The organism is Halorubrum sp. FL23, assembly GCF_052439115.2.
Lineage (GTDB): Archaea > Halobacteriota > Halobacteria > Halobacteriales > Haloferacaceae > Halorubrum > Halorubrum persicum.
The window spans coordinates 1-22,315 of the sequence record NZ_JBQVRO020000005.1 but is presented as its reverse complement, the minus strand read 5'-3'; the positions used below and the strand labels follow the sequence as shown (position 1 = coordinate 22,315).

Genomic DNA, 22,315 nt, shown 5'->3' with positions numbered 1-22,315 from the left:
CGAACCGCCTCGGTGTCACCCTTCGAGACACCCGCTGTACGTCTCTAGAGAGCGCCTACCGTACGAGCTGCTCTTCGAAGTACTGACTCGTCACGCCGCGCTGTGGGCAGTTGCGCTCGTGCGGCAGGTTGTCGATCGTCGTCGTGTAACCCTCTGGCCCGTCGATCCGGACCTGCGCGCCACACTCGTCACAGCGGAGGAACTTCGGCTCCGTGATCGAGACCCCGTCCGCGGAGGGTTGACTGCCCGACGGGACGATCGCGAAATGGGTTTCGGTGTCAGCGAACGAGCGCATTGTCACGGCCCCTCCGTGGTCGTCATACCCTCGGACGCGCGCTCTGGATCAGTCATCGGCGGTCTCCTGGTCGTCCGTGTTGTCGTTGAACTCGATCTCGTCGGGAGGGTGCCGTTCTCTTTGGCGAGCCGCAGCTGCTCTGCAACCGCGTTCGTATGTGTGTTGTGGTGTTACGACATCGTTTCGACCGTGGTACCAGCGTGTCCGTCGCTCGGCGTGTCTCCTTGAAGTGACCATTGTTCGGCGCTCATCAGCATCTCGACTGTTGATACCACCTCGGAACCGATGTCGGGCGTCCGCGGGTGACTGTTCCCACGCGTGACGCGCTGCTCGACACGTAGCGGCCTCGGTCTTTTCATTCAGGGGGGCAAGACGGATCCCCAACACGACGTTGACAGCAGTCGCTCAGCGGTCGAGGCGTGGCGCGATAAAGAAAGACCGCACGGGGTCGGCCCGCGAGGGCCGATAGTTAGCGAGTGTGGTGAGTCGCTGCTGCGTTACTCGTTACGCCGCGTCGCGAGGAGCGCAGCCGCGATGAGGGCGACGAGGGCGACGAGCGCACCGAAGCCGGGCGTGCCGTCTTCGGAGCCGTCACCGCCGTCGTCGGAGCCGTCCTCACCGTCGGAACCATCGTCAGTTCCGTCGGAGCCGTCGTCAGTTCCGTCGGAGCCGTCCTCACCGTCGTCGGAACCGTCCTCACCGTCGTCGCTACCGTCTTCGCCGTCGTCGCTGCCGTCTTCGCCGTCGTCGCTACCGTCCTCACCATCCTCATCCTGCACTTCCTCGATGAGGACCATGTCGGAGTTCGAGATCGAGCTGCCCTCGACACGGAAGTTGACCGTACCCGTGTCGTTGGCAGCGTTACCGCTCAGGTCGAACTCGGCCGAGAACGAGCCGTCCTCGCTGATCTCGGCGTCAGCCGTTTCGACGAACGAGGGCGAGACGCCATCCGCGGAGCGAATGCGGACGCTGGCATCCGAGCCAGGCGCAACGCTCGTCGTACCGGAGACCTCTGCGGTCTCGCTCACTTCGACCTCAACCTCATCGTTGTTGTTGAGGTTGTCGAACTCAGCGTCCTCCTCAACGATGCTGAACTCGCCCGTGGACGTCACCGTACTGTCAGCCATGAAGTACGGGTACGCGGGGTCGTTCGCGGTGCTGTCACCGTCAGCGGCGCCGTTGAACGGACCGTTCGCTTCGAATCCGTTGTTGAAGAACTCGTAGCGGTTGTCGTCGTCCGTTTCGTATTCGACTTCAACGTCGAAGTCGTCGCCGGCTTCGACGCCGCTCGAACCGGACCACGCATCACTCGAACTCGTGTCGACGATGATGTACATCTCACCGGCATCGTTGTCGACCAGCGTGAAGACGTCGCCAGTGTCGGCGCTGCCGCCGAAGTTGAGCGAAGTCGCCTGCTGATTGCCCGTGGAGGACTGGGCCTCAACATCGATGTTGATGCCCTCACCGTCCTCGTCGAGCACCTCCTGCACCGTCTGCGGCTCGAAGCCGTTATCGAGTGCCTCGTAGTCGCCTTCCTTCTGGACCATCGCACCGTAGAGACCCGACGCCTCAACCTGGATGACCAGGCGGTCGTCCTCGGCGATTTCCGACCGCTCGGACACCGTGTCGAGGACCTCCGTGAGGTTGTCGTTCTCGTCGGCGCTGTCAGACGGCGCGGTCCACGTGGTGATGTCGCCCAGTTCGGGCGCCACCAGGTCGATCGTGGCGAGGTCGAGCTCGTCGTCGAGCTCGGACTCGTCATCGTCGTTCACGACGAAGTCGCCGTTACCGTTCACTGCAACCGGATAGTCCGTCGGCTGAAGCGGACGGACAAGCGGCTCAACGTCAAGCGCATCGCGGTAGTCGTCGAGGGTGCTGAACGTGGTTCCCGAGTCAACCTCCTCGTCGTGGAAGGTGACATCGGAGAACTCGTCGTTGATCTGGCCGCTGTTGTCCTCAGCCATACTCTCGACGATGTCCTCGTCGGAGTAGTACGAGTCAGCGCCAGTGGTTCCGACAGTACGCGTGTTGACCTGGAAGGTCACTTCGTCGTCGTCGTCGTCGTCCTCAATGTAGAGGATGTCGACGTAGCCGGAGTCTTCGTCACCGACCTGGACGTACGCGTCCTCAGCGTCTTCAAGTTCGACACTCATCTCGACGACGTCACCAGCAGACTGGGAGTAAACGCCCTCACTCCAGCCTGCGCCGGTGTCCTGCTCCTCGACCGTGATGGAGCCAGCGTCAGAGGCTTCCGTGTCAGTCGAGTTGAAGTCGATGTCGTAGTCGCCCGTGTCAATGTCCGTGAAGTCGACTTCGTACTCTTCGTCGCTGAAGCCGACGAGAACGATCTTCTCGTCAGCGTCCTCCTCGCTGTCCTGGTAGCGAGCAACGCCGAAGCTACCGGCCAGACCGGTACCACCGTCGATCTGGTTGAGGTTGTCGTCCTGAGACTCGTCGTACTCGTAGACCGGAAGGTCACTGAAGCTGTCCGAGTGCCCAGGCGCGAAGATGCCGTACAGCTCCTCGTCGGAGAGGTCGCCGTCGGCACTGACGTTCAGGCTGTAGCTGGCACGGTTCGACGAGATGTCGAGGTCCGTGCGGGCCTGCGAGCCAGCGTCGTTAACCGAATCATCGTCGAACTCGGCGCTCAGACTCTGCGTGCCGACTTCGAACGTGTTCGCGCGGATCTCGGCGATCCCGCTACCACGGATGAAGAAGTCAGCGCTTTCGAGGTCGTCCGTCTCGACGAGGACGACCGGGTCGTCGTTAGCGAGACCCGCACCCGAAAGGTCGAACTGGTCGTACGTATCTGCACGTTCGACGTTGAGCTGCTCGACGTTGCTGCTCGAGTCAATGTTGTTGTTGTCGAAGCTGTCGACCTGACGCAGGCGCACCGTACTACCGACGCTCTGACCAGTGTCGGAAAGGTCCACGAGGACGTCCTGACCCTGGTACGCGAAGTCGTCGTCAAGGAACTGGACATCCGCATTGCTACTACCGCCAGAAGCATCGCTGACGACAGAGACCGTTGTCTCGGTGACGTCACCGGTTGCGACGCTCTGGAAGTTGTTCGCGAGACCGATATTAGACTGGCCGAACTGATTCTGTGCGTACAGCGTGTTGCCGCTAATAGTGATACTGCCCGTGTTATCGCTGTCGAAGGTCACGTCGCTCGTGACATCGGCAGTACCAGTTTCTCCGTTGGTACCTTCGTAGGTCGCCGTCGCAGTTGCGGCCGTCGTCTGACCGGGCTCAAGTTCGGACGCACCAGTCGTGACCGCAATCGCATTTGCGGTCGGCGTCACGGTACCCGAGGCAGTCGCGTAGATCTGTCCCTGATCCGGGCTACCACCGTCGTTCGGGTGGACAGCAGCGATCAGTTCCTGCTCGCTCGTGTACGGTTCGTCAAGACCAACGGTTACTGCCGTCGAGCCACCAGCGCCAACCTGCGTGGAGCCGAGGGGGGTTTCCGGGTTACCATCGCCGTCGGTCGTCCAGACAGCGACGTGGTCGTCGTTGTTCTGCGTCTTAACACCAGTCACCTCAACCTGCTGACCGGGGTCAGCATCAGTGGTGGAGGCAGCGATACCGCCCACAACGGCACTCGATGTGACGCTGTAGGAAGCAGACCCATCTGCATCACCGCTGGCGTCAGTCTGGTCTACGTAGATGTCGTGGGCTGCACTACCGGCAGAGGCGCCATTACTGTCGTAGTCGTACGTGATAGTGATCGTGGCGTCCTCTGCCTCCTGATCACCGTTATCTTTGGTGACAGTCAGGGTGTGTAGACCACTATCGACCGTCCCATCACTGCTGATTGTGACTCCAGAAGCGGAAGTCGAAACCGAATTGACAGAGAAGCTACTGAAGTCGGACGTGTCGGACACATCCAGTGTGACGGGGACGTCAGTATCGCCTGATTCAACGTCGATGTTGAACGTTACATCTTGCGTTCCAGTCGAGTCGACCGGAATATCGCTTCCCGTGGAAGCGGAGAGTCCATTATTGCCGACGGTGAGCGCCGCAGCAGGTGCTGCAGCGAAACCGGCCGCAAACATGGACACAACCATGATCGCCGCAAAGAGGACCGCGCTGGTCTTCTTGCGATAGTTTGTTTCGTTTGTCATTGTGTAGTTTCGTTCTGCATCGCGCTAGCAGCTTTCTCCATCGCCTGACGCCCATTCGTCGATCGACCAACACTGCATCGAGGGCACAAGTGGACTCGGGTCAGGGTTACTTGCTCTAGCACATCGGGTGGGGTACTGCACTCAGAACGAGTGGCGGTCTTGGTAAATACTTTGTGTCTATTTCGTGGCGTGTGAAACCGTACCAATGCCCGCGAGAACCCGTCAAACGCCGGATTTGCGTTCAGGCGGATCTGCACCGCTCAGCACCCCGAGGGAACGCCGACACCGACTGCGAGCATCGCTCTAACAGAACACTTACCAAACGCGGCCGAGTAGTATCGTGTGAGCCCGCAGCGGGGCATCAGACAGTGTTGTTGGGTTGGGTACACCGCGATTGCCCTTCTGGCTGCCGGACGCACGTCGACCGGCGCGTCGGGCTCACCCGGACTCCCCGTTTCTGTCACCCTCTCCGTCGAACGCTTCCTCAAGCGCCGCCGACCACGACCCGAAGTGACGCACGTACGTAGTCGTCCCGTAGGCGCCGTGGTCGGACATGTCCTGCGCGGAGGGCTGCTTCTCGAGGTCGTCGCGCAGTCGTCGGAGCTCGGCGAGCAGCTCGGCGTCAGTCGGGCCGCGATCGGGATCGAAGCCGGCCGCCTCGAGCGCCGCCAACCACGAGCCGAACCGTCTCGTGTACGTCTGTTCACTGTGTAAGACATATTCACGCATGTCTGTAGGGCTGGGTTGCCGACCTTCTCGTCTGCAGAGAGGGCGCTCGGATCGCGGTCAGGTCGTCTTGGAGCTGGTCGACAGTCTCGTTCGTCTCTTCGAGGTCGCCACGCAGTTCGTCCTCGACCTCCTGGAAGCGTGCGAGCGACCGCTGTGCGATCGCGAGGGCGTCACGGGCGGAGACATCGCTCTCAGACATCGTCGACCACCTCGCCGTCGTCGGCGTGCTCGTCGCAGGCGTAGCGGTACGCCGTACCGGTTGCGAATGATGACCTCGGCGTCTTCACGACAACCGAGTGCGCCGCAGAACGGCCGGATGAGACCGCCATCTACGCGGTCACCTCCGTTGTAGCACCCGGTGAGCCACTCGCTATCGCCGTATTTGGTGTGTGTTTCGAACGTCCGACAGAACAGGATCCGCGTTGAGACCGTCTAAAACCCTGATTACGGGGTTTATAACTAGAAATATAAACAATATAGTGAATGGCCGGGGTGGGCTCCGAACCCACGATCTCCGCATGTCCCAGGTCCGAGGCTCGGCGGAGCCACGGGAAGGACGCGGACGCTTCCAAGGCGTCACCGCACCGAATCTCCGAACCCTATGAGTGCGGCGCTATGTCCAGCTAAGCCACCCGGCCTCACCTCTCCGTACCGCGATGAAACCCTTTAACCTTCCCATCCGTCGGAAGGTTGCGAACCGGTGACAGAGTCTACAGGGTCGGCGGAGAACCCCGACCGCGACGGTCCCGTCCATCCCATCCGCAACCACCCCCGTAACCGTTGCCGACGCGGACCCCGCGGATTTATGGCCGGCGGGTCGTATCTCCGGGATATGAGCCTTCCCGAACTGCTCGCGGGGACCGTCGGCGACGAGGAGGTCGTGGCCGAGGTCCCGCTCGGGGGAGCCGACCGGCTCGCGGTCACGCCGACGCGGACGCTCGTCTATCGCGGCGACGGGCTGCTGTCGGACGAGTCGGTCTCGGAGTACTCCCACGACGTCGAGCGAATCGCGGTCTCGACGGGTCGCCGCAAGGCGAAACTCACCCTCGGCTACGGCCTCGACGGCGACGAGACCATCTCGGTGCCGGCCAAGCGCGCCGACGACGTGCTCCACCCGATCCTCGCCGGCGTCCTCTCCGCCACGGGCGTCACCGACCCCGGCGAGTCCGTCGTCCGCACCTTCCGCTTCTCCGAGCTCACCCTCGTCGTCACCAGCAACCGGCTGGTCAAACACGTCGGCTCCGCCGTCTGGGACGAGGAGTTCGAGGAGTTCGCCTACGACGACATCACCGACCTCGACTTCGAGGAGGGAACGGTCGCCACCGCGGTCGTGTTGACGCACGGCGGGCGTTCCGAGCGGTTCAAAGCGCCCAACGAGTCGGCTCGCGCGGTCCGCGAGACGCTCGTCGACGCCCTCTGCTCGTACTACGGCGTCGACAGCCTGGAGGAGTTCCGCGTGACCGTCGCCGACGAGGACGACGACGGCGTGGCCGCGGACGCCGCGGGAGACAGCGGCAGCACCACCGACTTCGGCGAGGGCCCCGATCCGCTGTCGGCGTCGCCGGTCGCCGACGCGGAGGCGGAAGCGGAACCGGGGACCGAGGCCCCGTCGGATCCGAGCCCCGTTTCGGAGGCCGAGCCCGACGCGACGACACGCTCCGAGCCGGAGCCCGTCGCCGGAAGCGAGACGGCGGCCGGCGAGGCCCGGACGCGCGACGGGGAGCCGGCGCGGGGCGAGGCGTCGAGGCGCAGTGAGCGTTCGTCCTCGCCCGTCGAGGACCCCGCGGATGCGCCGAGCGCGGAGTCGGTCGAGGAGCCGGTCGCCGGCCACGCCGTCGACTCGGACCCGCTCGGCGACGATCCGCTCGCCGACGACCCGATCGCGGATTCCGAGCCGGAGCCGGTCGTCGACGCCGACCCGGCGGCGCGGTCAGAGGCCGGCTTCGCGAGCGACGCCGCGGGGGAGGCCACCGCGGAGGAGATCGCGGCGACCGACACCGTCGAAACGGGGGACACGCCCGAGACGGCCGAGACGACCGAGGCAGACGCCTTCGACGGCTCACCGTTCGAGAGCGCCGGCGTCGAGGGCGAGGACCTCGCGACGGAGGTGGCCGAGCTGCGTCACACCGTCGAACAGCAGTCCGAGCGCCTCGACAGGCAGTCCGCGCTCATCGAACAGCTCATCGAGGAGCTCCGCCGCGGTCGCTGACGCTGACGCCGTCGCCTGCGCCCAGTTCTCTCGATCGATAGCTGTCGGAGACGATTTTTAACCGCGAAGGGAAACCGTCGGACAGTGACCGCACAACTGACGCGACTCGACGCGCTGTTGGGGAGCGTCGCGAGCACGGAGGCCCGCGTCGCCGTGACCGCCGGGATTCTGCTTGCGACGCTCGCCGTCGGCTGGCTGCTCCTCCCTCGGGCCGTTCGGACCGGCGAACGAGTGACGACGCGCTGGCTGGAGCGGTTCCTCGACGGGCGCGGCGAGAGTTCGCTCGAGACGATGCGGGAGGCGCTCCCGACGTCGTTCGCGCTGCGCCTGCTCGTCGGCCTCTTCCAGCTCGCGCTGTTCGCGCTCGCGGCCGTCGCGATTCTGGCGCTGTGGGGCCAGTTCGCGGTCGTCGTCGCGGTGCTCCCGGTCGCGGAGAACGCCTTGACGATCGGCGCGCGGGCGTTCCTCTCCGCGATGCTCCTCGGCACCGCCTACGTCGCGAGCGACGTGTTAGACGAGTACGTCGAGGACCTCTCGGCCGACAGCGACCGCATCACCGCTCACCAGGAGCAGCTGCTCAGCCGGATCATGCAGGTCGGCGTGCTGGTGATCGCCGGGGTAACCGTCCTCGGCATCTGGGGCGTGAACCTCGGCGGCCTCCTCGTCGGCGCCGGGTTCCTCGGGATCGTGCTCGGGATGGCGGCCCGCCAGACCCTCGGGTCGCTGATCGCGGGCTTCGTGCTGATGTTCGCGCGCCCCTTCGAGATCGGCGACTGGGTGGAGATCGGCGACGAGGAGGGGTTCGTCACCGAGATCACGATCATGAACACGCACATGCGGAACTTCGACGGCGAGTACGTCGTCGTGCCCAACGACCTCGTCACCAACCAGGCGATCACGAACCGGAGCCGCGAGGGGCGGCTCCGGATCCACATGGAGGTCGGGATCGGCTACGACGACGACCCCGACGAAGCCAGCGAGATCGCCGAGGAGGTGCTGACTGAGATCGAGACCATCGCCAACAACCCGAAGCCGTACGTGATCCCCTCCGGGTTCGGCGACTCCGCGATCCTCCTCGACCTCCGGTTCTGGATCGAGCCGCCGACGCCGCAGGCGCGCTGGCGCTCGAAGGCGACGGCCGTCGGGCTGATACAGGACCGCTTCGCGGACGCCGGGATATCCATCCCGTACCCGCAGCGGACCGTGTCGTACCCGCCGGGAACGCCGGAGACGGGCGAGACCGTCGAGCGCGCGGCTCGCCGCAGCGACGGGCGCCCGAGCGACCGCCCCACCTAGCGCGGACGGGGACAGCGACCCCTCACCGGTCCCGACCGAACCCCGCCGCGAACGTCGACTCGGTCACCGAGAGGACGGTCGGCCGCCCGTGCGGACACGCGTACGGGCGGTCGCACTCGCCGAGCCGGTCGAGCAGCGACCGCAGTTCCCCCGCGTCGAGCGCGCCGATCTCTCCCCGCTTCAGCGACGGGTGACACGCGAGGTCGGCGAGCAGCGCGTCCCGCGCGTCTCGCGGCGGCTCCCCGTCCGAGAGCGTCGCGAGTGCGTCCCGGAACGCGGCCGCGTCGGCCGCTCTCCCGAACGGCGCCGGGACGGTCCGGAGCCGGACGGTCCCGCCGCCGAACGGCTCCGTCTCGAACCCGAGCGCGGCGAGGGCGTCGGCGTGCGCCTCCGCGGCCGCCGCCTCGTCGGCCGACAGCGACACGGTCGCCGCCGGGTCGAGGGCGGCGGTCGGCACCGCCTCGCCGTCGAACGCCCGGGCGAGCCGCTCGTAGTTCACGCGCTCGTGGGCGGCGTGGCCGTCGATGACGAGCAGCTCGTCGCCGGCCTCGGCGAGGAGGTACAGGTCGCGGAACGTCCCGATCGGCGTCGCGTCCGCGAAGGCCGCCGGGCGCTCCCCCTCGTCGCCGCCGACGGGCTCCAGCGCCCCGTCGAGTCCGGTGTCCACCTCGGCCTTCCGCCGGAGGTCGGCGCCCGTGAGCGCGTCGGCGACGACCGACTCGACGGCGTCCGCGACCGCGTCGGCGTCTCGGAGCCCGACCTCCCGCTTCGCCGGGTGAACGTTCGGGTCCACGCGGGCCGGCGGCAGCGAGACGTCCACGGCGGCCACCGGCTCGCGGCCGTCCGGGATCAGCCGGCCGTACCCGGCCCGGACCGCGGCCGCGAGCCGGTCGTTCCGGACGGGGCGCCCGTTCACCGAGATCCGGACGTGATCGCGCGAGGAACGGGTCACCGAGGGGTACGCGAGGGCGCCGCCGACCTCGATCGAGCCGGATTCGTCTCCCCCCGCCGCGTCCTCGACGCTCGCCGCGATCTCCGTCGAGCGGCTCGCGGTCTCGCGGTCGTACACGCCGAGCAACGCCTCCGTGATGCCGGATCCGGGGGTCGAGAGGGTCCGCGACCCACCGTGGTCGAGCGTGAACGCCACCGTAGGGTTCGCCAGCGCGTAGTCGGCGACCAGCGATGAGACCCGCGCGAACTCGGCCGCCGGCCCCGCGAGCGACTCCCGGCGCGCGGGCCGGGTCGCGAACAGGTCCTCGACCACGACGGTCGTGCCGCGAGCGCGCCCGGCGTCGGCGACGGTCGGGTCCGCGGCACCGCCGTCGCTCTCCGTTCCGTCGACGACCACCCGCGTTCCGACCGCGTCGCCGTCGCTCGTGACGAGTTCGAGCCGAGCCGCCTCGGCGATCGCGGCCAGCGCCTCGCCGCGGAAGCCGAGCGAGCCGACGCCGACCGGGTCGCCGCCGGGCGCGAGCTTGCTCGTCGCGTGGCGCTCGACCGCGAGCCGGGCGTCCTCGCGGCTCATTCCCCGGCCGTCGTCGGCCACCCGGACGCGGTCGGTGCCGTCGCTCTCCACCGCGATCTCGACCCGCGACGCGCCGGCGTCGAGCGCGTTGTCGATCAGCTCGCCGACGACCCGAGCGGGGCGGGTGACAACCTCCCCGGCGGCGATCCGGTCGACGGTGGCGGGGTCGAGCCGACGGACGCGGTCCTCACCCCTCATCGTCGACTCGCGACTGGAGGTCGTGGAGGGCGTTCAGCGCCTCGATCGGCGTCATCCGGGCGAGGTCGAGGTCGTGGAGAGCGGCGGCCAGATCGGGGTCGGACTCGGCTGACGACGGTTCCGAACCGCCCTTCCGTCCGGGGTCCGCGTCGCCGGCGGCGGTTCCGGTGTCGTCGCCCCCGTCCGCGGCGTCGTCGCCCTCGTCCTCCGCGAGGAACTCCCGGAGCGAGGCGTCGCCCTCCTCGTCGTCGGCCGAGTCCTCGGTGTCGTCCCAGTTTCCGATGTCGGCCGAGGCCTCGGCGTCGGTCGACCCACCGGGGTCGGTCGAGCCATCGGCGTCGGCTGCCTCCCCGGTCTCCGCGCTCACGAGGTCGCGGGAGCGATTCACGACCGGAGTCGGAACGCCGGCGAGCTCGGCGACCTCGACGCCGTACGAGGAGGAGGAGGCGCCGGGGACGACCCGGTGGAGGAACGTCACGTCGCCGCCCTCGCGGGTCGCCGTGAAGTGGAGGTTGAAGACGCGCTCCCGCTCCGCCGCGAGGTCGGTCAGGTCGTGGTAGTGGGTGGCGAACAGCGCGGTCGCGCCCAGCTCGTCGTGGATGAACTCGGCGGCGGCGCGGGCGATGGCCCGCCCGTCGGTCGTGGCGGTCCCGCGGCCAACCTCGTCGAGGAGGACGAGCGAGTCCGGGCCGGCGTCGTGGAGGATCTCCGTCAGCTCGCTCATCTCGCGCATGAACGTCGACTGGCCGCCGGCGATGTCGTCGGAGGCGCCGACACGGGTGAACAGCCGGTCGAAGACGGGGAGCGAGGCCGCCTGCGCGGGGACGAACGAGCCGGTCTGCGCGAGCACGACCGCGAGCGCCACCGACCGCATGTACGTCGACTTCCCGCTCATGTTCGGCCCCGTGATCACCGCGACCGACCCGCGCGGGAGGTCCGCGTCGTTCGGCACGAACGACTCCTCGGCGCGCTCGACGACTGGATGGCGTCCCCCCTCGATCTCGACCCCTGCGTCGGGGTCGTCGACGATCGCCGGGCGGACGTAGTCGTGCTCGACGGCGACGCTCGCCAGCGAGCGGAGCGCGTCGAGCTCGGCGATGGCGTCCGCGAGCCCCTGTATCCGCTCCGTCTCGCTCGCGACGCGCTCGCGCACGTCGACGAACAGCTCGTACTCGAGGGCGTCCGCGCGCTCCGCGGCGCCGACGATCTCCTCCTCGCGCTCCTTCAGCTCGGGGGTGTAGTAGCGCTCGCTGTTCTTCAGCGTCTGCCGGCGGCGGTAGTCGTCGGGGACGCGATCGAGGTTGGCGTCGGTCACCTCGATGTAGTAGCCGTGGACCTGATTGTGGCCGACCGACAGCGAGTCGATGCCGGTGCGCTCGCGCTCGCTCGCCTCGAGCTCCGCGACCCACTCGCGCCCCTCGCGCTCGGTGGCCCGGAGGTCGTCGAGGTCGTCGTCGAACCCCTCCCGGACGACGCCGCCCTCGGTGATCTCCGGTGGGGGGTTCGCGGCGATCGCCTCGTCGATCAGCTCGCGGACCTCGACCAGCTCGTCGAGCCGGTCGCGGAGGTCGCGGAGGTGGTCGGTGCGGGGGCTGTCGGCGTCCGCGTCGGTGTCGCCATCCGCCCCCGCCAGCGTCGCCTTCAGCGCCGGCACGACCGCGAGCGTCGCGTGCAGCGAGCGCAGGTCGCGCGCGTCGGCGCGCCCTCGGGAGATCCGTCCGACGAGGCGTTCGAGGTCGTAGGCCGCCCCGAGCGCGTCGGCGAGCCCCTCGCGAACGAGCGTGCGGTCGGCCAGCTCGCCGACGGCGTCGTGGCGGCTCCGGATCGCGTCGGCGTCCACGAGCGGGCGCCGGAGCCACCGTTCGAGGCACCGGCGGCCGAGCGCGCAGCTGGTCTCGTCGAGCGCGTCGAAGAGGGTGTCGCTGGCGCCCAACCCCCGGTTCTCGAACAGTTCGAGGCTGCGCTGGGCGGCCGCGTCGAGCCGGAGGCGGTCGCGCGGGTCGTACCGCCGGATCCGGGTGACGTACGAGAGCGGGCCGTCGTCGCCCTGCGTGTACTCGGCGTACGCGAGGACGGCGCCGGCGGCGCGGAGCTCGGCGTCCCCCTCGAACCGGCGGTCGGGGGCGGGGAGGTACGGCTCCAGCCGCTCGATCGCGGCCCGCCGCTCGAAGACGGCGTCGTCGTACGCGTGGGTCGTCCACCCCCGCTCGGCGTCGGCCGGCTCGAAGGCGGGGGCGTCCGGCCCGGCGATCAGCTCCGCGGGGGCGACCCGGTCGAGCTCCTCCGCGACCGCATCGCGGTCGCCCGACGTGACGAGGCACTCGCCGGTGGAGACGTCGACGGCGGCGAGGCCGACGGCGTCCGGCTCGGCGCCGGTCCCGCCGTCACCCTCCCCGGCCGCCACCGCCGCCACGTAGTTCGTCGTCCCGGCGTCCAGCAGCTCGTCCTCGACGACGGTGCCGGGCGTGATCACCTCGGTGACGGCCCGGTCGACGAGCCCCGACGCCTGCTCGGCGTCCTCGACCTGGTCGCCGAGGGCGACGCGGTACCCCGCGTCGAGCAGCGATTCGAGATAGGGGGCGGCGTTGTCGATGGGCACGCCCGCCATCGGGTAGTCGCCCGTCGAGTCGGAGCGCTCCGTCAGCGTCACCTCGCAGACGCGGGCGACCGCCTCGGCAGCCTCGCAGAACGCCTCGTAGAAGTCGCCGACCTGGAACAGCACGAGGGCGTCCTCGTGGGCCGCACACAGGTCGGCGTACTGCGAGAGCATCGGCGTCAGCTCCTCGCGGGCGTCGGCGATCCCCGGCGGGAGCCCGGTCACCGTCTCGCGGTCCGCAGTCGGCATACCACGAGTCCGGTCGCCCGCGGGCATAAGCGGTGCGGAGCCGGGCGGCGGTGTCGCCCGGACAACTAAGTCGATCGCCGAATAGTGTCAACGAATGTCACTTTCGTCGGGGCCGTTCGCGCTGTCGGTGCTCGCGGTGAACACCCTCGTCGGAGCCGTGTTGGTCGTCAGCGCGTACGACCTCAAGGACCACGTGCTCGGATGGATCAGCTGGCTCGGCGGCGCGATCGTCGGCGGGTTCGTCGGCTGGGTGGTGGTCCCCGAGCTCACGGCGGCCCCGCCGGTCGGCGGGGAACGGCTGCTCCTCGCCGGGGCGGCCGTGCTGATCGGCACCGTGCTCGGTCGAGTGCTGATCCCGCTGGCGGCGCGGTTCGCGGTGTCGATCGCGGCGTTCGTCTTCGCGACCCTCGCCGTGCTGGTGTTGACCGCCGGCGAATCGCTCCTCCGGCAGTTCTACCGCCCCGGAGCGTCCGGGGCCGACGCGGTCGCGGTGGACGCGGCGATCGAGTCGTCGCTGCTCTCACAGCCCGCGTTTCAGCGGTTCCTCCTGATCGCGGTGGTCGTCGGTGCGGTCGCCGGACTCCTCGCGCTACGGTACTACGACTCAATCATCACGCTGTCGCTCGTCGCGTTGGGCGCCGGGCTCGTGGCGACGACCGTCCCCGTCTGGCGAGCCGTCGCCGCCGGCGAGCCCGTGGCGTTCGTCGAGCAGGCGACGCTCTCGAACCCCGCGTTCGCGGCGCTGTTCGTCGCCGGGATCGCGGTCCAGTACGTCCGCCACTCCGTGGACGGCCTCGGCGGGAGCGACACCCTCGCCTGAGCGATCGCCCCCGTGCGATCGAACACGCCGTTGCCCGATATCCGCCCGGAGCGCTCGCCTTCCGCCCGAGCGCTTACAACGATGGAGCCCTGAGGGAGACCGTGACGAACCGCGCGATCGTCGTCGGCATGGCAGCGACGTTCATCGGCCTGACGGCCCTCCTGCTCGTCGCCGGAGTCGTCGTCTCCCCCGTCCTGTTGGCGGTCGCCGTTCCGTTCGCCGTCGTCTCGTACTTCTTCTGGTACCACGCCAGCGGCCGGCTCCGCGACCGCGTCCAACGCGAGGCCGCGCAGGTGGGGCCCGGAGAGCGCGCACGGGCCCGACAGCGCGCACGGGCCGCCGAACACCGTCGATCCGCGTACCGCTCGGCCGGCGCGACGGACGGCGGGTTCGGTCGCGGAGCGGCGGGCGGCACCGGCGGTCGCGGAGCTCGATCCGGAGCCGGCGGCGCCGACGGTCGCGACCCCCGCGACCGCGCTCCGTCGGCGAGCGGGATGTCCGAGCGCGAGGCGTACGCGACGCTCGGGGTCGACCGGACCGCCGACAGCGAGACGATTCGGTCCGCCTACCGGGAGCGGGCGAAGCGGCTCCACCCGGACGGGGAGGCGGGCGACGAGGCGGCGTTCAAGGAGCTGAACGAGGCGTACGAGCTGTTACGGGAGTGACGGCGGGCGTTCGACACCCCCGTTCGATCACCGGGCGTCGGTGTCGGTGAGGGCCTCCGAGACCACGGCCTCCGCCTCCGCGAGCTCCGTCCGCGTGTTGACGTTGGTGAACGTCCGCTCCGCGGTGCGCTCGCGGATCGCGGCGTCGCCAACCACGACGCGGTCGAGCCCGTCGATCGGCGCCAGCACTTTTCGGTCGCCCCGGGCCAGGGCGCGCTCGCAGGCGGCCGCCATCGGCTCCGCGCGGTACACCGCCTGCGTCGTCTGGAGCCAGCCGTCGTCGAGCCGGGGGATCGCGGCGTCGCGTCCCGCGGCGTCGTCGGTGAGCCCCGCGAGAAACGACGGGTCGACGAACGGCATGTCGCAGGCGACGACGGCGACGTACTCGGCGGCGGCGGTCCGGCAGGCGTTCTGGATCCCCGCGACCGGCCCCAGACCCGCCTCGTCGTCGATCGCCCAGCGGAGCGGGAGCGAGAGCCCCCCGAGCGCGCTGGCGATCGCCTCCCGCTGATCGGGGCGACAGCTGATCACGAGCTCGTCGACGATCGGGTCGCCGCCGGCGGCGCGGTCGGCACCCGGCGGAACCGGGTCGGCGTCGCCGGCGAGCCGGTCCGCGACGCGGCGGACCATGGGGACGCCCGCGAGCGGGGTGGTCGCCTTATCGCGGTCGCCGAAGCGCGTCGAGCGCCCCCCGGCGAGGATGGCTCCGGTCGTCACGGCTCGCGTCTCGCCCCCGAGGGCCTTCGCGGTTGCGATCGCTCGGGAATCCGGTCGGCGCCGACGCTCCGGGACCGACCCGACGATACCCCTCCAACTCCGGGTAAAGCGACCCGTTAAGTGGCCGGCGGCCCACCGATCGGACATGGCAGAGGCCACGGATCTGGAGGAGCTGAAGCGGGGGACCGACCTAGTCAAGCGCGGCTTCGCGCGGATGCAGAAGGGCGGCGTGATCATGGACGTCGTCACCCGCGAGCAGGCGCGGATCGCGGAGGACGCCGGCGCTGTCGCGGTGATGGCGCTCGAAGCGGTCCCGGCCGACATCCGCAAGCGCGGCGGCGTCGCGCGGATGCCCGACCCGCAGAACGTCACCGAGATCATCGACGAGGTGTCGATCCCGGTGATGGGGAAATCCCGGATCGGCCACCGCAAGGAGGCGGAGATTCTCGAGTCGCTCGGCGTCGACATGATCGACGAGTCGGAGGTGCTCACGCCCGCCGACGACGAGTACCACATCGACAAGCGGGAGTTCGCGTCGCCGTTCGTCTGCGGCGCCCGGAACCTCCCCGAGGCGCTCCGCCGCATCCGCGAGGGCGCGGCGATGATCCGAACGAAGGGCGAGGCCGGCACCGGCGACGTGAATCAGGCCGTCCAACACCAGCGCACGATCAAAAACCAGATCCGGACGCTCACCGGGCTCAACCACGAGGAGCGAGAGAAGTGGGCCCGCGAACACGGCGCCCCCCGCGATCTGGTCCACGAGACTGCCGAGGCCGGTCGACTCCCGGTCGTCAACTTCGCGGCCGGTGGCATCGCGACGCCCGCCGACGCCGCCCTGATGATGCACCACGGGTGTGACGGCATCTTCGTCGGCTCCGGTATCTTCGGCGCGGAGGACCCGGTCGAGATGGGGAACGCGATCGTCGAGGCCGTCAACAACTGGGACGACCCCGACGAACTCGCCGACATCGCCTCCGGCATCGGCAAGGGGATGAAGGGTCAGTCGAACGAGGACATGAGCGAAGAGGAGCAGCTGCAGGGCCGCGGCGTCTGAACGACGGCGCGAAAGCGTCCGCACCTCCTCGGACGCGCTTCGATCGAGCGGCTGCGTCGTGATATCGTTCGCCTCGAGCCGTGCCACCACCTGCCAGTACCGTTATGACCGATCGGGACGTAGGTGGCAGTGGTGTTGTACACATGACAGGACAACAGATACTGATGATCGTCGGGGACTTCGGCGAAGACTACGAGATCATGGTTCCGTTCCAGGCGCTGCAGGCGGTCGGGCACGAGGTCCACGCCGTCTGTCCGGAAAAGGCGGACGGAGAGACGGTCAAGACCGCGATCCACGACTTCCGGGGCGACCAGACGTACTTGGAGACCCGCGGTCACGACTTCGAACTCACCCACGGATTCGACGAGATCGACCCGACGGAGTACGACGCGCTGGTGGTCCCCGGCGGGCGCGCGCCCGAGTACCTGCGGGGGTACGAGGAGGTGCTCGACGCGGTGCGGCACTTCTTCGAGGCCGACAAGCCGGTCGCGTCGATCTGTCACGGTCCGCAGATCCTCGCGGCCGCGGGCGTGCTCGACGGCTACGAGCTCACCGCCTACCCCGCGGTCAGGCCCGAGGTCGAGGCCGCCGGCTGCTCGTGGGTCGACGGCGTGACGACCGACGGGAACCTCGTCACGGGGCAGGCGTGGCCCGACCACCCCGAGTGGATCGCGCAGTTCCTCGACCTGCTCGGCACCGAGATCGAACACGGCACGCCCGCCCCCGCGGTGGACTGACGCGCCCGGATCCCCGCTTTTCGTGACCGACCCCCGCGCCGTCGCCGTCAACGTCGCCGCCAACACGAACCAACCCGACTTCCGCGGCCCCGTCTACCCCGACGGGTCGTTCGCGTACGTGCCGATCCCGGAGTCGGCGGCGACGCTCCCGCGCGAGCGGTTCCCGGTGGACGAACCCCTCCCGACCTACGGCGACCTCAATCTCCCCTTCGCGGTGCCCGCCGACCTGCGCGAGACCCCGGTCCACATGGATCCGGAATTCCCCGGCGTCCACGGCCGCGACCGCGCGACCTACGGCGACCCCCACGGCGTGAAGGCCGGTCGGATCGCCGGCCTCGAACCGGGCGACTGGCTGTTCTTCTACGCGACGCTGTCGCTGCGCCCCCACGGGTGGGTCGGACCGGGCGAGACCGGCGGTCGCGACGCGGACGCCGGCGGCCTCGATCCCGACGACGACATCGCGCCCGACTGGGGCGCGTACCTCTTCGCCGGGATCCGCGTCGAGCGGGTGCTCGCGGTCGGTGACGGCGACCGCGCCGTCGACCGCGACGCGGCGGCCGCGCTCGCGCCGACCAACGCCCACCTGAAGCGCGACCCGTTCGACGCGCGGGTCGTCGTCGCCGGCGACCCGACGGCCTCCGGGCTCTTCGAGCGCGTCGTCCCGCTGAGCACGCCCGAGGCTGGCGCGGACGCGAACCGCCTCGTCACGGCGCTCTCCAGCGACTCCGGGAAGGGGCCGTGGTGGCGACGACCCATGTCGTTCGACGCCGACGCGACCGAAACCCTGCTGAATCGCGTTGAGAGGGGCTGAGTGGCCGACTTCTCTCCAGCGACGCAGGATGAGACAAATGTTGCCGATTTCCCGAGTGCGAACGGCTCACGGTCGCTGCCGCAGAACGGGCGTGTCTCGGGACGTAACGGGACGTTACGGTGATTCTGTCGAAGCGTCAATGAACGAGGCTCGTCGGCCGTCGCAACATTTGCGCGAAGACGGTTTCACCGCTCATGCTTGTCGGTTTCCGGAGCTATACCTTACAATAAAACCAAGAGACATTCGATGTCAGATCTCAATGTCTCCCACGAATACTTCACGTGGAGACTCGTGCAGGACGTGGCGGAGGAGAACGGGTACTTCGAGGACGAGGGCGTCGACGCCGACCTCTCGTACTTCGCGCCGGGGACGCAGGAGTTCGAGGGCGAGAACGCCTTCGACGCCGACTGGTGGGACGACATGGACGAGGACGGCGGCACCCACGGCGTCTGCGAGTGGAACGCGGTGCAGGAGGTCTCCGAGACCGACCGCGACATCGTCGGCTCCTACAGCGAGTGGGACCGCGTCGTCTTCGTCGACGCCGCCGACGACGCGGAGACGATCGACGACCTGCGCGGCCGCTCCGTCGGGATCAACAAGTACGCCACCTCGTTCTACTCGATGCGGGAGATGCTGGAGAACGAGGGGTTCGAGGACGACGAGATCGTCCTCGAACACGTCGGCGAGGCCGAGGACCGCTTCGACGCGGTGAAGGACGGCGAGGTCGACTCCATCGCGGTTCTGGAGCCGTTCGTCACCCTCGGCCGCTACGACGAGGAGCTGAAGGAGGTGTTCGACGGCCCGTGCCGCGCCGCCATCACGACGCGCGAGCAGCCCGACCCGGAGAAGCTGGAGGGGTTCCTCGCGGCGCTGAACCGCGCGGTCGCCGACATCAACGACGACCTCGACGGGTACACCGACCGCTACGTCGCGCTCCTCGAGGACGAGGCGGCCGACAAGGCGGCCTTCGACGACGTGAACTTCGAGCGGCTCCGCGAGGAGTTCGAGCTCCGCGAGTTCCTCCCCGTGCGTGCCCCCGACGAGGACCGGATCGGCGCGACGACGGAGTGGATGCGCGAGAAGGGATTCGTCCCGGACGACGCCGACATCGGCACCGCAGAGGAGCTCGATAACGAGGGCGTCATCCCGGACGACGAGGCCGAGTCCGAGGAAGACGAGCCCGAGGCGACGGCGGACTAACCGATGTCCCTCGAGTCCCGTCCGGCGGCGGCCGACGATGACGCTGACGGGTCCGGTGGCCGGTCCGACGCCGCGTCCCCGGTCGGCGCCGCCGCCGACGGTGCCGAGACGGTCGGTCGTCACGCCGCCGACGCGGCGCCGATCGTCGCCGGCGACCTCACGAAGCGGTACGACGACACCCTCGTCTTCGACGGGCTCGACCTCCGGGTCGCGCCCGGCGAGGTCTGCTGTCTGCTCGGCCCGTCCGGCTGCGGCAAGACGACGCTGCTGCACCTGCTCGCGGGACTCGAAGAGCCGACCGACGGCCGCGTCGAGATCGACGGCGAGGCGGTGACGGGCCCCGACTACCGGTGGGGCGTCGTCTTTCAGGACCCGCTCCTCTACCCGTGGCTCTCGGTGCGCGAGAACGTCGAGATCGGCCCGCGCCTCCGCGGCGAGACGCCCGACGCCGACCACGTCGACGAGCTGCTCGAACTGGTCGGACTCGACGGCGTCGCCGACGCCGACACGTCCGACCTGTCCGGCGGGATGGCGCAGCGCGCGTCGCTCGCGCGGACCCTCGCGAACGACCCCGACGTGCTGCTGCTGGACGAGCCGTTCTCCGCGCTCGACCAGCTGACGAAGATGGAGCTGCAGGACGAGCTGCTCCGGATCGTCGACGAGCTCGGCGTCACCGCCGTCTTCGTCACCCACGACATCGACGAGGCGGTGTACCTCGGCGACCGCGTCGCGATCATGGGGCCGGTCCCCGCCGGCATCGAACACGTCGAGCGGATCGACAGCGAGACGCGCTCGCGCGACGACGAGGCGTTCCTCGCGGAGCGCGCGGCGACCTTCGAACGCCTGGAGGCGGTGGGGCTCGAATGACGCACGAACACTCCGCAAACCGCGACGACAGCGTCGACCCCGACGTCGCGGCGAGCGCGCGCGAACTCGTCGGCGGCGCCGGCTGGCGGAACCCGTCGGAGAAGGCCCGCACGAGCGGGCTCTCGCGGCGCGAGTTCATGAAGGAGTCCGGGCTGGCGTCGCTCGCGGCGGCCGGCGTCGGCTCGACCGCCGGCTGTCTCGGCGGCGGGAGCGGCGGCGACGACGGCCCGCCGACCGCGGAGATCGGCTACCTCCCGATCACGGACGCGGCGCCCCTCCTGACGGGGTACGCCAACGACCACTTCGCCGACCACGGCGTCGACGCCGCGGAGCCAACCCTGTTCCGCGGCTGGTCGGACCTCGCGGAGGCGTTCCTCTCCGGCGAGGTGAACGTCGCGCACTTCCTCATGCCGATGACGGTGTGGATGCGCTACGGCGACGAGCTGGACGCGAACGTGCAGGTCGTCGCGTGGGACCACACGGACGGCTCCGCGCTCACCGTCCAGCAGGAGATCGACGAGTGGTCGGACCTCGGCGGCGGCACCGTCGCCGTCCCGTTCTGGTACTCGATCCACAACGTGATCCTCCAGATGGGGCTCCGCGAGCACGGACTCACGCCCCGGACCGACTCCTCGGCGGACGCCGTGGCGGACGACGAGGTGAACCTCGTCGTGACGCCCCCGCCGGACATGCCCGCGGCGCTCGAAAACGGCTCCATCGAGGGGTACATCGTCGCCGAGCCGTTCAACGCGATCGGCGAGCTCGACGCCGGCGGCAAGATACTGCGGTTCACCGGCGACGTCTGGCGCGAGCACGCCTGCTGCGTCGTCGTGATGCGCGAGGAGCTGGTGCAGTCGCAGCCCGAGTGGACGACCGACGTGATGGGCGGGCTCGTCGACGCCCAACAGTACCTCCGCGAGAACCGGTCGGAGGCGGCGCGGCTGCTCTCCTCTGAGGGGAGCGGCCTGCTCCCGCAGGGGCCGGAGCCGATCGACCGCGCGCTCACCCACTACGACGAGCACGAGCCGTACCTCGAGTCGGGCGCGATCCGGAACGCCGACTGGGACATCGACCGCATCGGCTTCTACCCGTACCCGTACCCGTCGTACACGGAGGAGCTGATCCGCCGCATGAGCGAGACGCGCGTAGAGGGCGAGGACGCCTTCCTCGACGAGCTCGACCCCGCGACCGTCGCCGACGACCTCGTCGCGTACGACCCCGTTCGCACAGCGCTGGAAGACGCCGGCGGACCGCCGGCGTTCGACGTACCTGAAGAAGATGGCTACGAGAGACAAGAGACGATACGGTTCTGAGCTGCTCGGGGAGACCGACCGCCTGCTTCCGGCGGTCGGCCTCCTCGTCGGCCTCGCCGTCTGGTGGACGGTGACGGCGCTCGGAAGCGGCATCATCACCAACTTCGCGCCGGCGGCGACGTTCGCCGTCCTCGCGGAGCTGGTGGTGTCGCCCGAGTTCTACGACCACGTGTTCGTCAGCCTCTACCGGTTCGCGGTCGCGCTCGGCCTCTGTCTGGCGGTCGGGCTCCCGGTGGGGGTCGTCGTCGGCTACTTCGCGGCGGCCGAGCGCGCCACGACCGTGCTGTTCCAGTTCATGCGGATGATCTCGCCGCTGGCGTGGTTCCCCATCGCCATCATCGTCTTCGGCGTGGGGACCCGGTCGGCGGTGTTCGTCATGTTCATGGCCGGCCTCTGGCCGATCGTGTTGAACACCGCTCACGGCATCGGGACCATCGACGACGACTGGATCACGGTCGGCGAGTCGCTCGGCGGTGACACGCGCGCGTTGCTCCGCCGGGTCGTCGTCCCCGCGGTGATCCCGGACATGCTCACCGGGATCCGCCTCTCGATCGGGATCCTCTGGATCATCCTCGTCCCCGCGGAGATGCTCGGGGTCAACACCGGGTTGGGCTACCTCATCCTCGACGCCCGCGACCGGTTCTCTTACGCGGAGATCCCGGCGATCATGCTGGTGATCGGCTTCATCGGCTTCTGGCTCGACCTCTCCGTCCGCCGGCTCCACGCCCGGTGGAACTGGGGATAGCCGGTCTCGCTTCTCCCTCCCCCGACGCCGTCGCGCGCGCCGGTTCTGCACGCCGGTTTCGCACGCCGGTTTCACACGCCGGCTTGGTCGCGTTAAGTTTGGCGTGAATTGTGGTAGACGGCGAGGGCTTCGAGCCAATTTTGAGCTGTCTCGAGCGCGACA

Annotated in this window: 19 protein-coding genes, 1 tRNA gene and 1 pseudogene; 11 read left to right on the top strand and 10 right to left on the bottom strand. The window is 69.1% G+C overall.

From position 1 onward, the window contains the following. Window positions 1-55: 55 nt before the first annotated feature. The 6 genes from ACT4MF_RS07520 to ACT4MF_RS07495 form a co-directional block, all read right to left on the bottom strand. Window positions 56-295 carry a hypothetical protein gene (locus ACT4MF_RS07520; protein ID WP_444682351.1) on the bottom strand — a complete coding sequence of 80 codons (240 nt, stop codon included), beginning with the start codon at window positions 293-295 and terminating at the stop codon, window positions 56-58. A 497-nt stretch (window positions 296-792) separates the two neighbouring features. Then, entirely contained in the window at window positions 793-4,422 is a 3,630-nt protein-coding gene (locus tag ACT4MF_RS07515) for a BGTF surface domain-containing protein (RefSeq protein ID WP_444682352.1), read from the bottom strand. 438 nt (window positions 4,423-4,860) lie between these two features. Beyond that, window positions 4,861-5,151 carry a homing endonuclease associated repeat-containing protein gene (locus tag ACT4MF_RS07510; RefSeq protein ID WP_444682353.1) on the bottom strand — a complete coding sequence of 97 codons (291 nt, stop codon included), beginning with the start codon at window positions 5,149-5,151 and terminating at the stop codon, window positions 4,861-4,863. Continuing rightward, window positions 5,144-5,350: a hypothetical protein gene (locus ACT4MF_RS07505; protein ID WP_444682354.1), complete on the bottom strand. Its 207-nt coding sequence runs from the start codon at window positions 5,348-5,350 to the stop codon at window positions 5,144-5,146. The genes ACT4MF_RS07510 and ACT4MF_RS07505 overlap by 8 nt, the downstream gene beginning before the upstream one ends. After that, complete coding sequence (locus tag ACT4MF_RS07500) at window positions 5,343-5,480, bottom strand: hypothetical protein (protein ID WP_444682355.1); 138 nt, start codon at window positions 5,478-5,480, stop codon at window positions 5,343-5,345. Before ACT4MF_RS07500 ends, ACT4MF_RS07505 begins: the two co-directional genes overlap by 8 nt. A 155-nt stretch (window positions 5,481-5,635) precedes the next feature. Then, a tRNA-Met gene (locus ACT4MF_RS07495) sits at window positions 5,636-5,789 on the bottom strand. Window positions 5,790-5,983: 194 nt separating this feature from the next. On the opposite strand from ACT4MF_RS07495, the gene ACT4MF_RS07490 reads away from it, so the two are divergent. Both ACT4MF_RS07490 and ACT4MF_RS07485 read left to right on the top strand, forming a co-directional pair. Next, window positions 5,984-7,360, top strand: coding sequence for a DUF7115 domain-containing protein (locus ACT4MF_RS07490; RefSeq protein ID WP_444682356.1), 1,377 nt, complete (start codon window positions 5,984-5,986; stop codon window positions 7,358-7,360). A gap of 84 nt (window positions 7,361-7,444) precedes the next feature. Next, window positions 7,445-8,656, top strand: coding sequence for a mechanosensitive ion channel family protein (locus ACT4MF_RS07485; protein WP_444682357.1), 1,212 nt, complete (start codon window positions 7,445-7,447; stop codon window positions 8,654-8,656). Window positions 8,657-8,678: 22 nt separating this feature from the next. Here the strand turns inward: ACT4MF_RS07485 and mutL are convergent, their stop codons facing one another. Both mutL and mutS read right to left on the bottom strand, forming a co-directional pair. Beyond that, window positions 8,679-10,379, bottom strand: a complete 1,701-nt coding sequence (mutL, locus tag ACT4MF_RS07480) for a DNA mismatch repair endonuclease MutL (RefSeq protein WP_444682358.1) — start codon at window positions 10,377-10,379, stop codon at window positions 8,679-8,681. Next, window positions 10,369-13,224: a DNA mismatch repair protein MutS gene (mutS, locus tag ACT4MF_RS07475; RefSeq protein ID WP_444682359.1), complete on the bottom strand. Its 2,856-nt coding sequence runs from the start codon at window positions 13,222-13,224 to the stop codon at window positions 10,369-10,371. Before mutS ends, mutL begins: the two co-directional genes overlap by 11 nt. Window positions 13,225-13,318: 94 nt before the next feature. Between mutS and ACT4MF_RS07470 the strand changes: the two genes are divergently transcribed. Together ACT4MF_RS07470 and ACT4MF_RS07465 are read left to right on the top strand one after the other, a co-directional pair. Further along, entirely contained in the window at window positions 13,319-14,044 is a 726-nt protein-coding gene (locus ACT4MF_RS07470; RefSeq protein ID WP_444682360.1) for a hypothetical protein, read from the top strand. Window positions 14,045-14,145: 101 nt separating this feature from the next. After that, on the top strand, window positions 14,146-14,709 hold the full coding sequence (locus ACT4MF_RS07465; protein WP_444682361.1) for a J domain-containing protein: 564 nt from the start codon (window positions 14,146-14,148) through the stop codon (window positions 14,707-14,709). A gap of 27 nt (window positions 14,710-14,736) precedes the next feature. Here ACT4MF_RS07465 and mobA read toward each other — a convergent pair whose 3' ends face one another. Beyond that, on the bottom strand, window positions 14,737-15,426 hold the full coding sequence (gene mobA, locus ACT4MF_RS07460) for a molybdenum cofactor guanylyltransferase (RefSeq protein ID WP_099254002.1): 690 nt from the start codon (window positions 15,424-15,426) through the stop codon (window positions 14,737-14,739). A gap of 145 nt (window positions 15,427-15,571) precedes the next feature. Between mobA and pdxS the strand changes: the two genes are divergently transcribed. The 7 genes from pdxS to ACT4MF_RS07425 all read left to right on the top strand — a co-directional run bounded on the left by pdxS (window position 15,572) and on the right by ACT4MF_RS07425 (window position 22,153). Then, window positions 15,572-16,480 (top strand): pyridoxal 5'-phosphate synthase lyase subunit PdxS, encoded by a 909-nt coding sequence (gene pdxS, locus ACT4MF_RS07455; RefSeq protein WP_444682362.1) that lies wholly within the window; start codon window positions 15,572-15,574, stop codon window positions 16,478-16,480. A 143-nt stretch (window positions 16,481-16,623) separates the two neighbouring features. Further along, a complete protein-coding gene (locus ACT4MF_RS07450; RefSeq protein ID WP_444682363.1) occupies window positions 16,624-17,217 on the top strand; it encodes a DJ-1/PfpI family protein in 594 nt (197 codons plus the stop codon). 22 nt (window positions 17,218-17,239) lie between these two features. After that, on the top strand, window positions 17,240-18,028 hold the full coding sequence (locus ACT4MF_RS07445) for an Nmad3 family putative nucleotide modification protein (RefSeq protein WP_444682364.1): 789 nt from the start codon (window positions 17,240-17,242) through the stop codon (window positions 18,026-18,028). Window positions 18,029-18,274: 246 nt separating this feature from the next. Further along, window positions 18,275-19,228, top strand: a complete 954-nt coding sequence (locus ACT4MF_RS07440; protein ID WP_099253998.1) for an ABC transporter substrate-binding protein — start codon at window positions 18,275-18,277, stop codon at window positions 19,226-19,228. A 3-nt stretch (window positions 19,229-19,231) separates the two neighbouring features. After that, window positions 19,232-20,095, top strand: a complete 864-nt coding sequence (locus ACT4MF_RS07435) for an ABC transporter ATP-binding protein (protein ID WP_099253997.1) — start codon at window positions 19,232-19,234, stop codon at window positions 20,093-20,095. Beyond that, complete coding sequence (locus tag ACT4MF_RS07430) at window positions 20,092-21,408, top strand: ABC transporter substrate-binding protein (protein WP_444682365.1); 1,317 nt, start codon at window positions 20,092-20,094, stop codon at window positions 21,406-21,408. Before ACT4MF_RS07435 ends, ACT4MF_RS07430 begins: the two co-directional genes overlap by 4 nt. Further along, on the top strand, window positions 21,374-22,153 hold the full coding sequence (locus ACT4MF_RS07425; protein ID WP_099253995.1) for an ABC transporter permease: 780 nt from the start codon (window positions 21,374-21,376) through the stop codon (window positions 22,151-22,153). Before ACT4MF_RS07430 ends, ACT4MF_RS07425 begins: the two co-directional genes overlap by 35 nt. Before the next feature lie 92 nt (window positions 22,154-22,245). Here the strand turns inward: ACT4MF_RS07425 and ACT4MF_RS07420 are convergent. After that, a pseudogene (locus ACT4MF_RS07420) lies at window positions 22,246-22,315 on the bottom strand (IS6 family transposase); the annotation flags it as partial.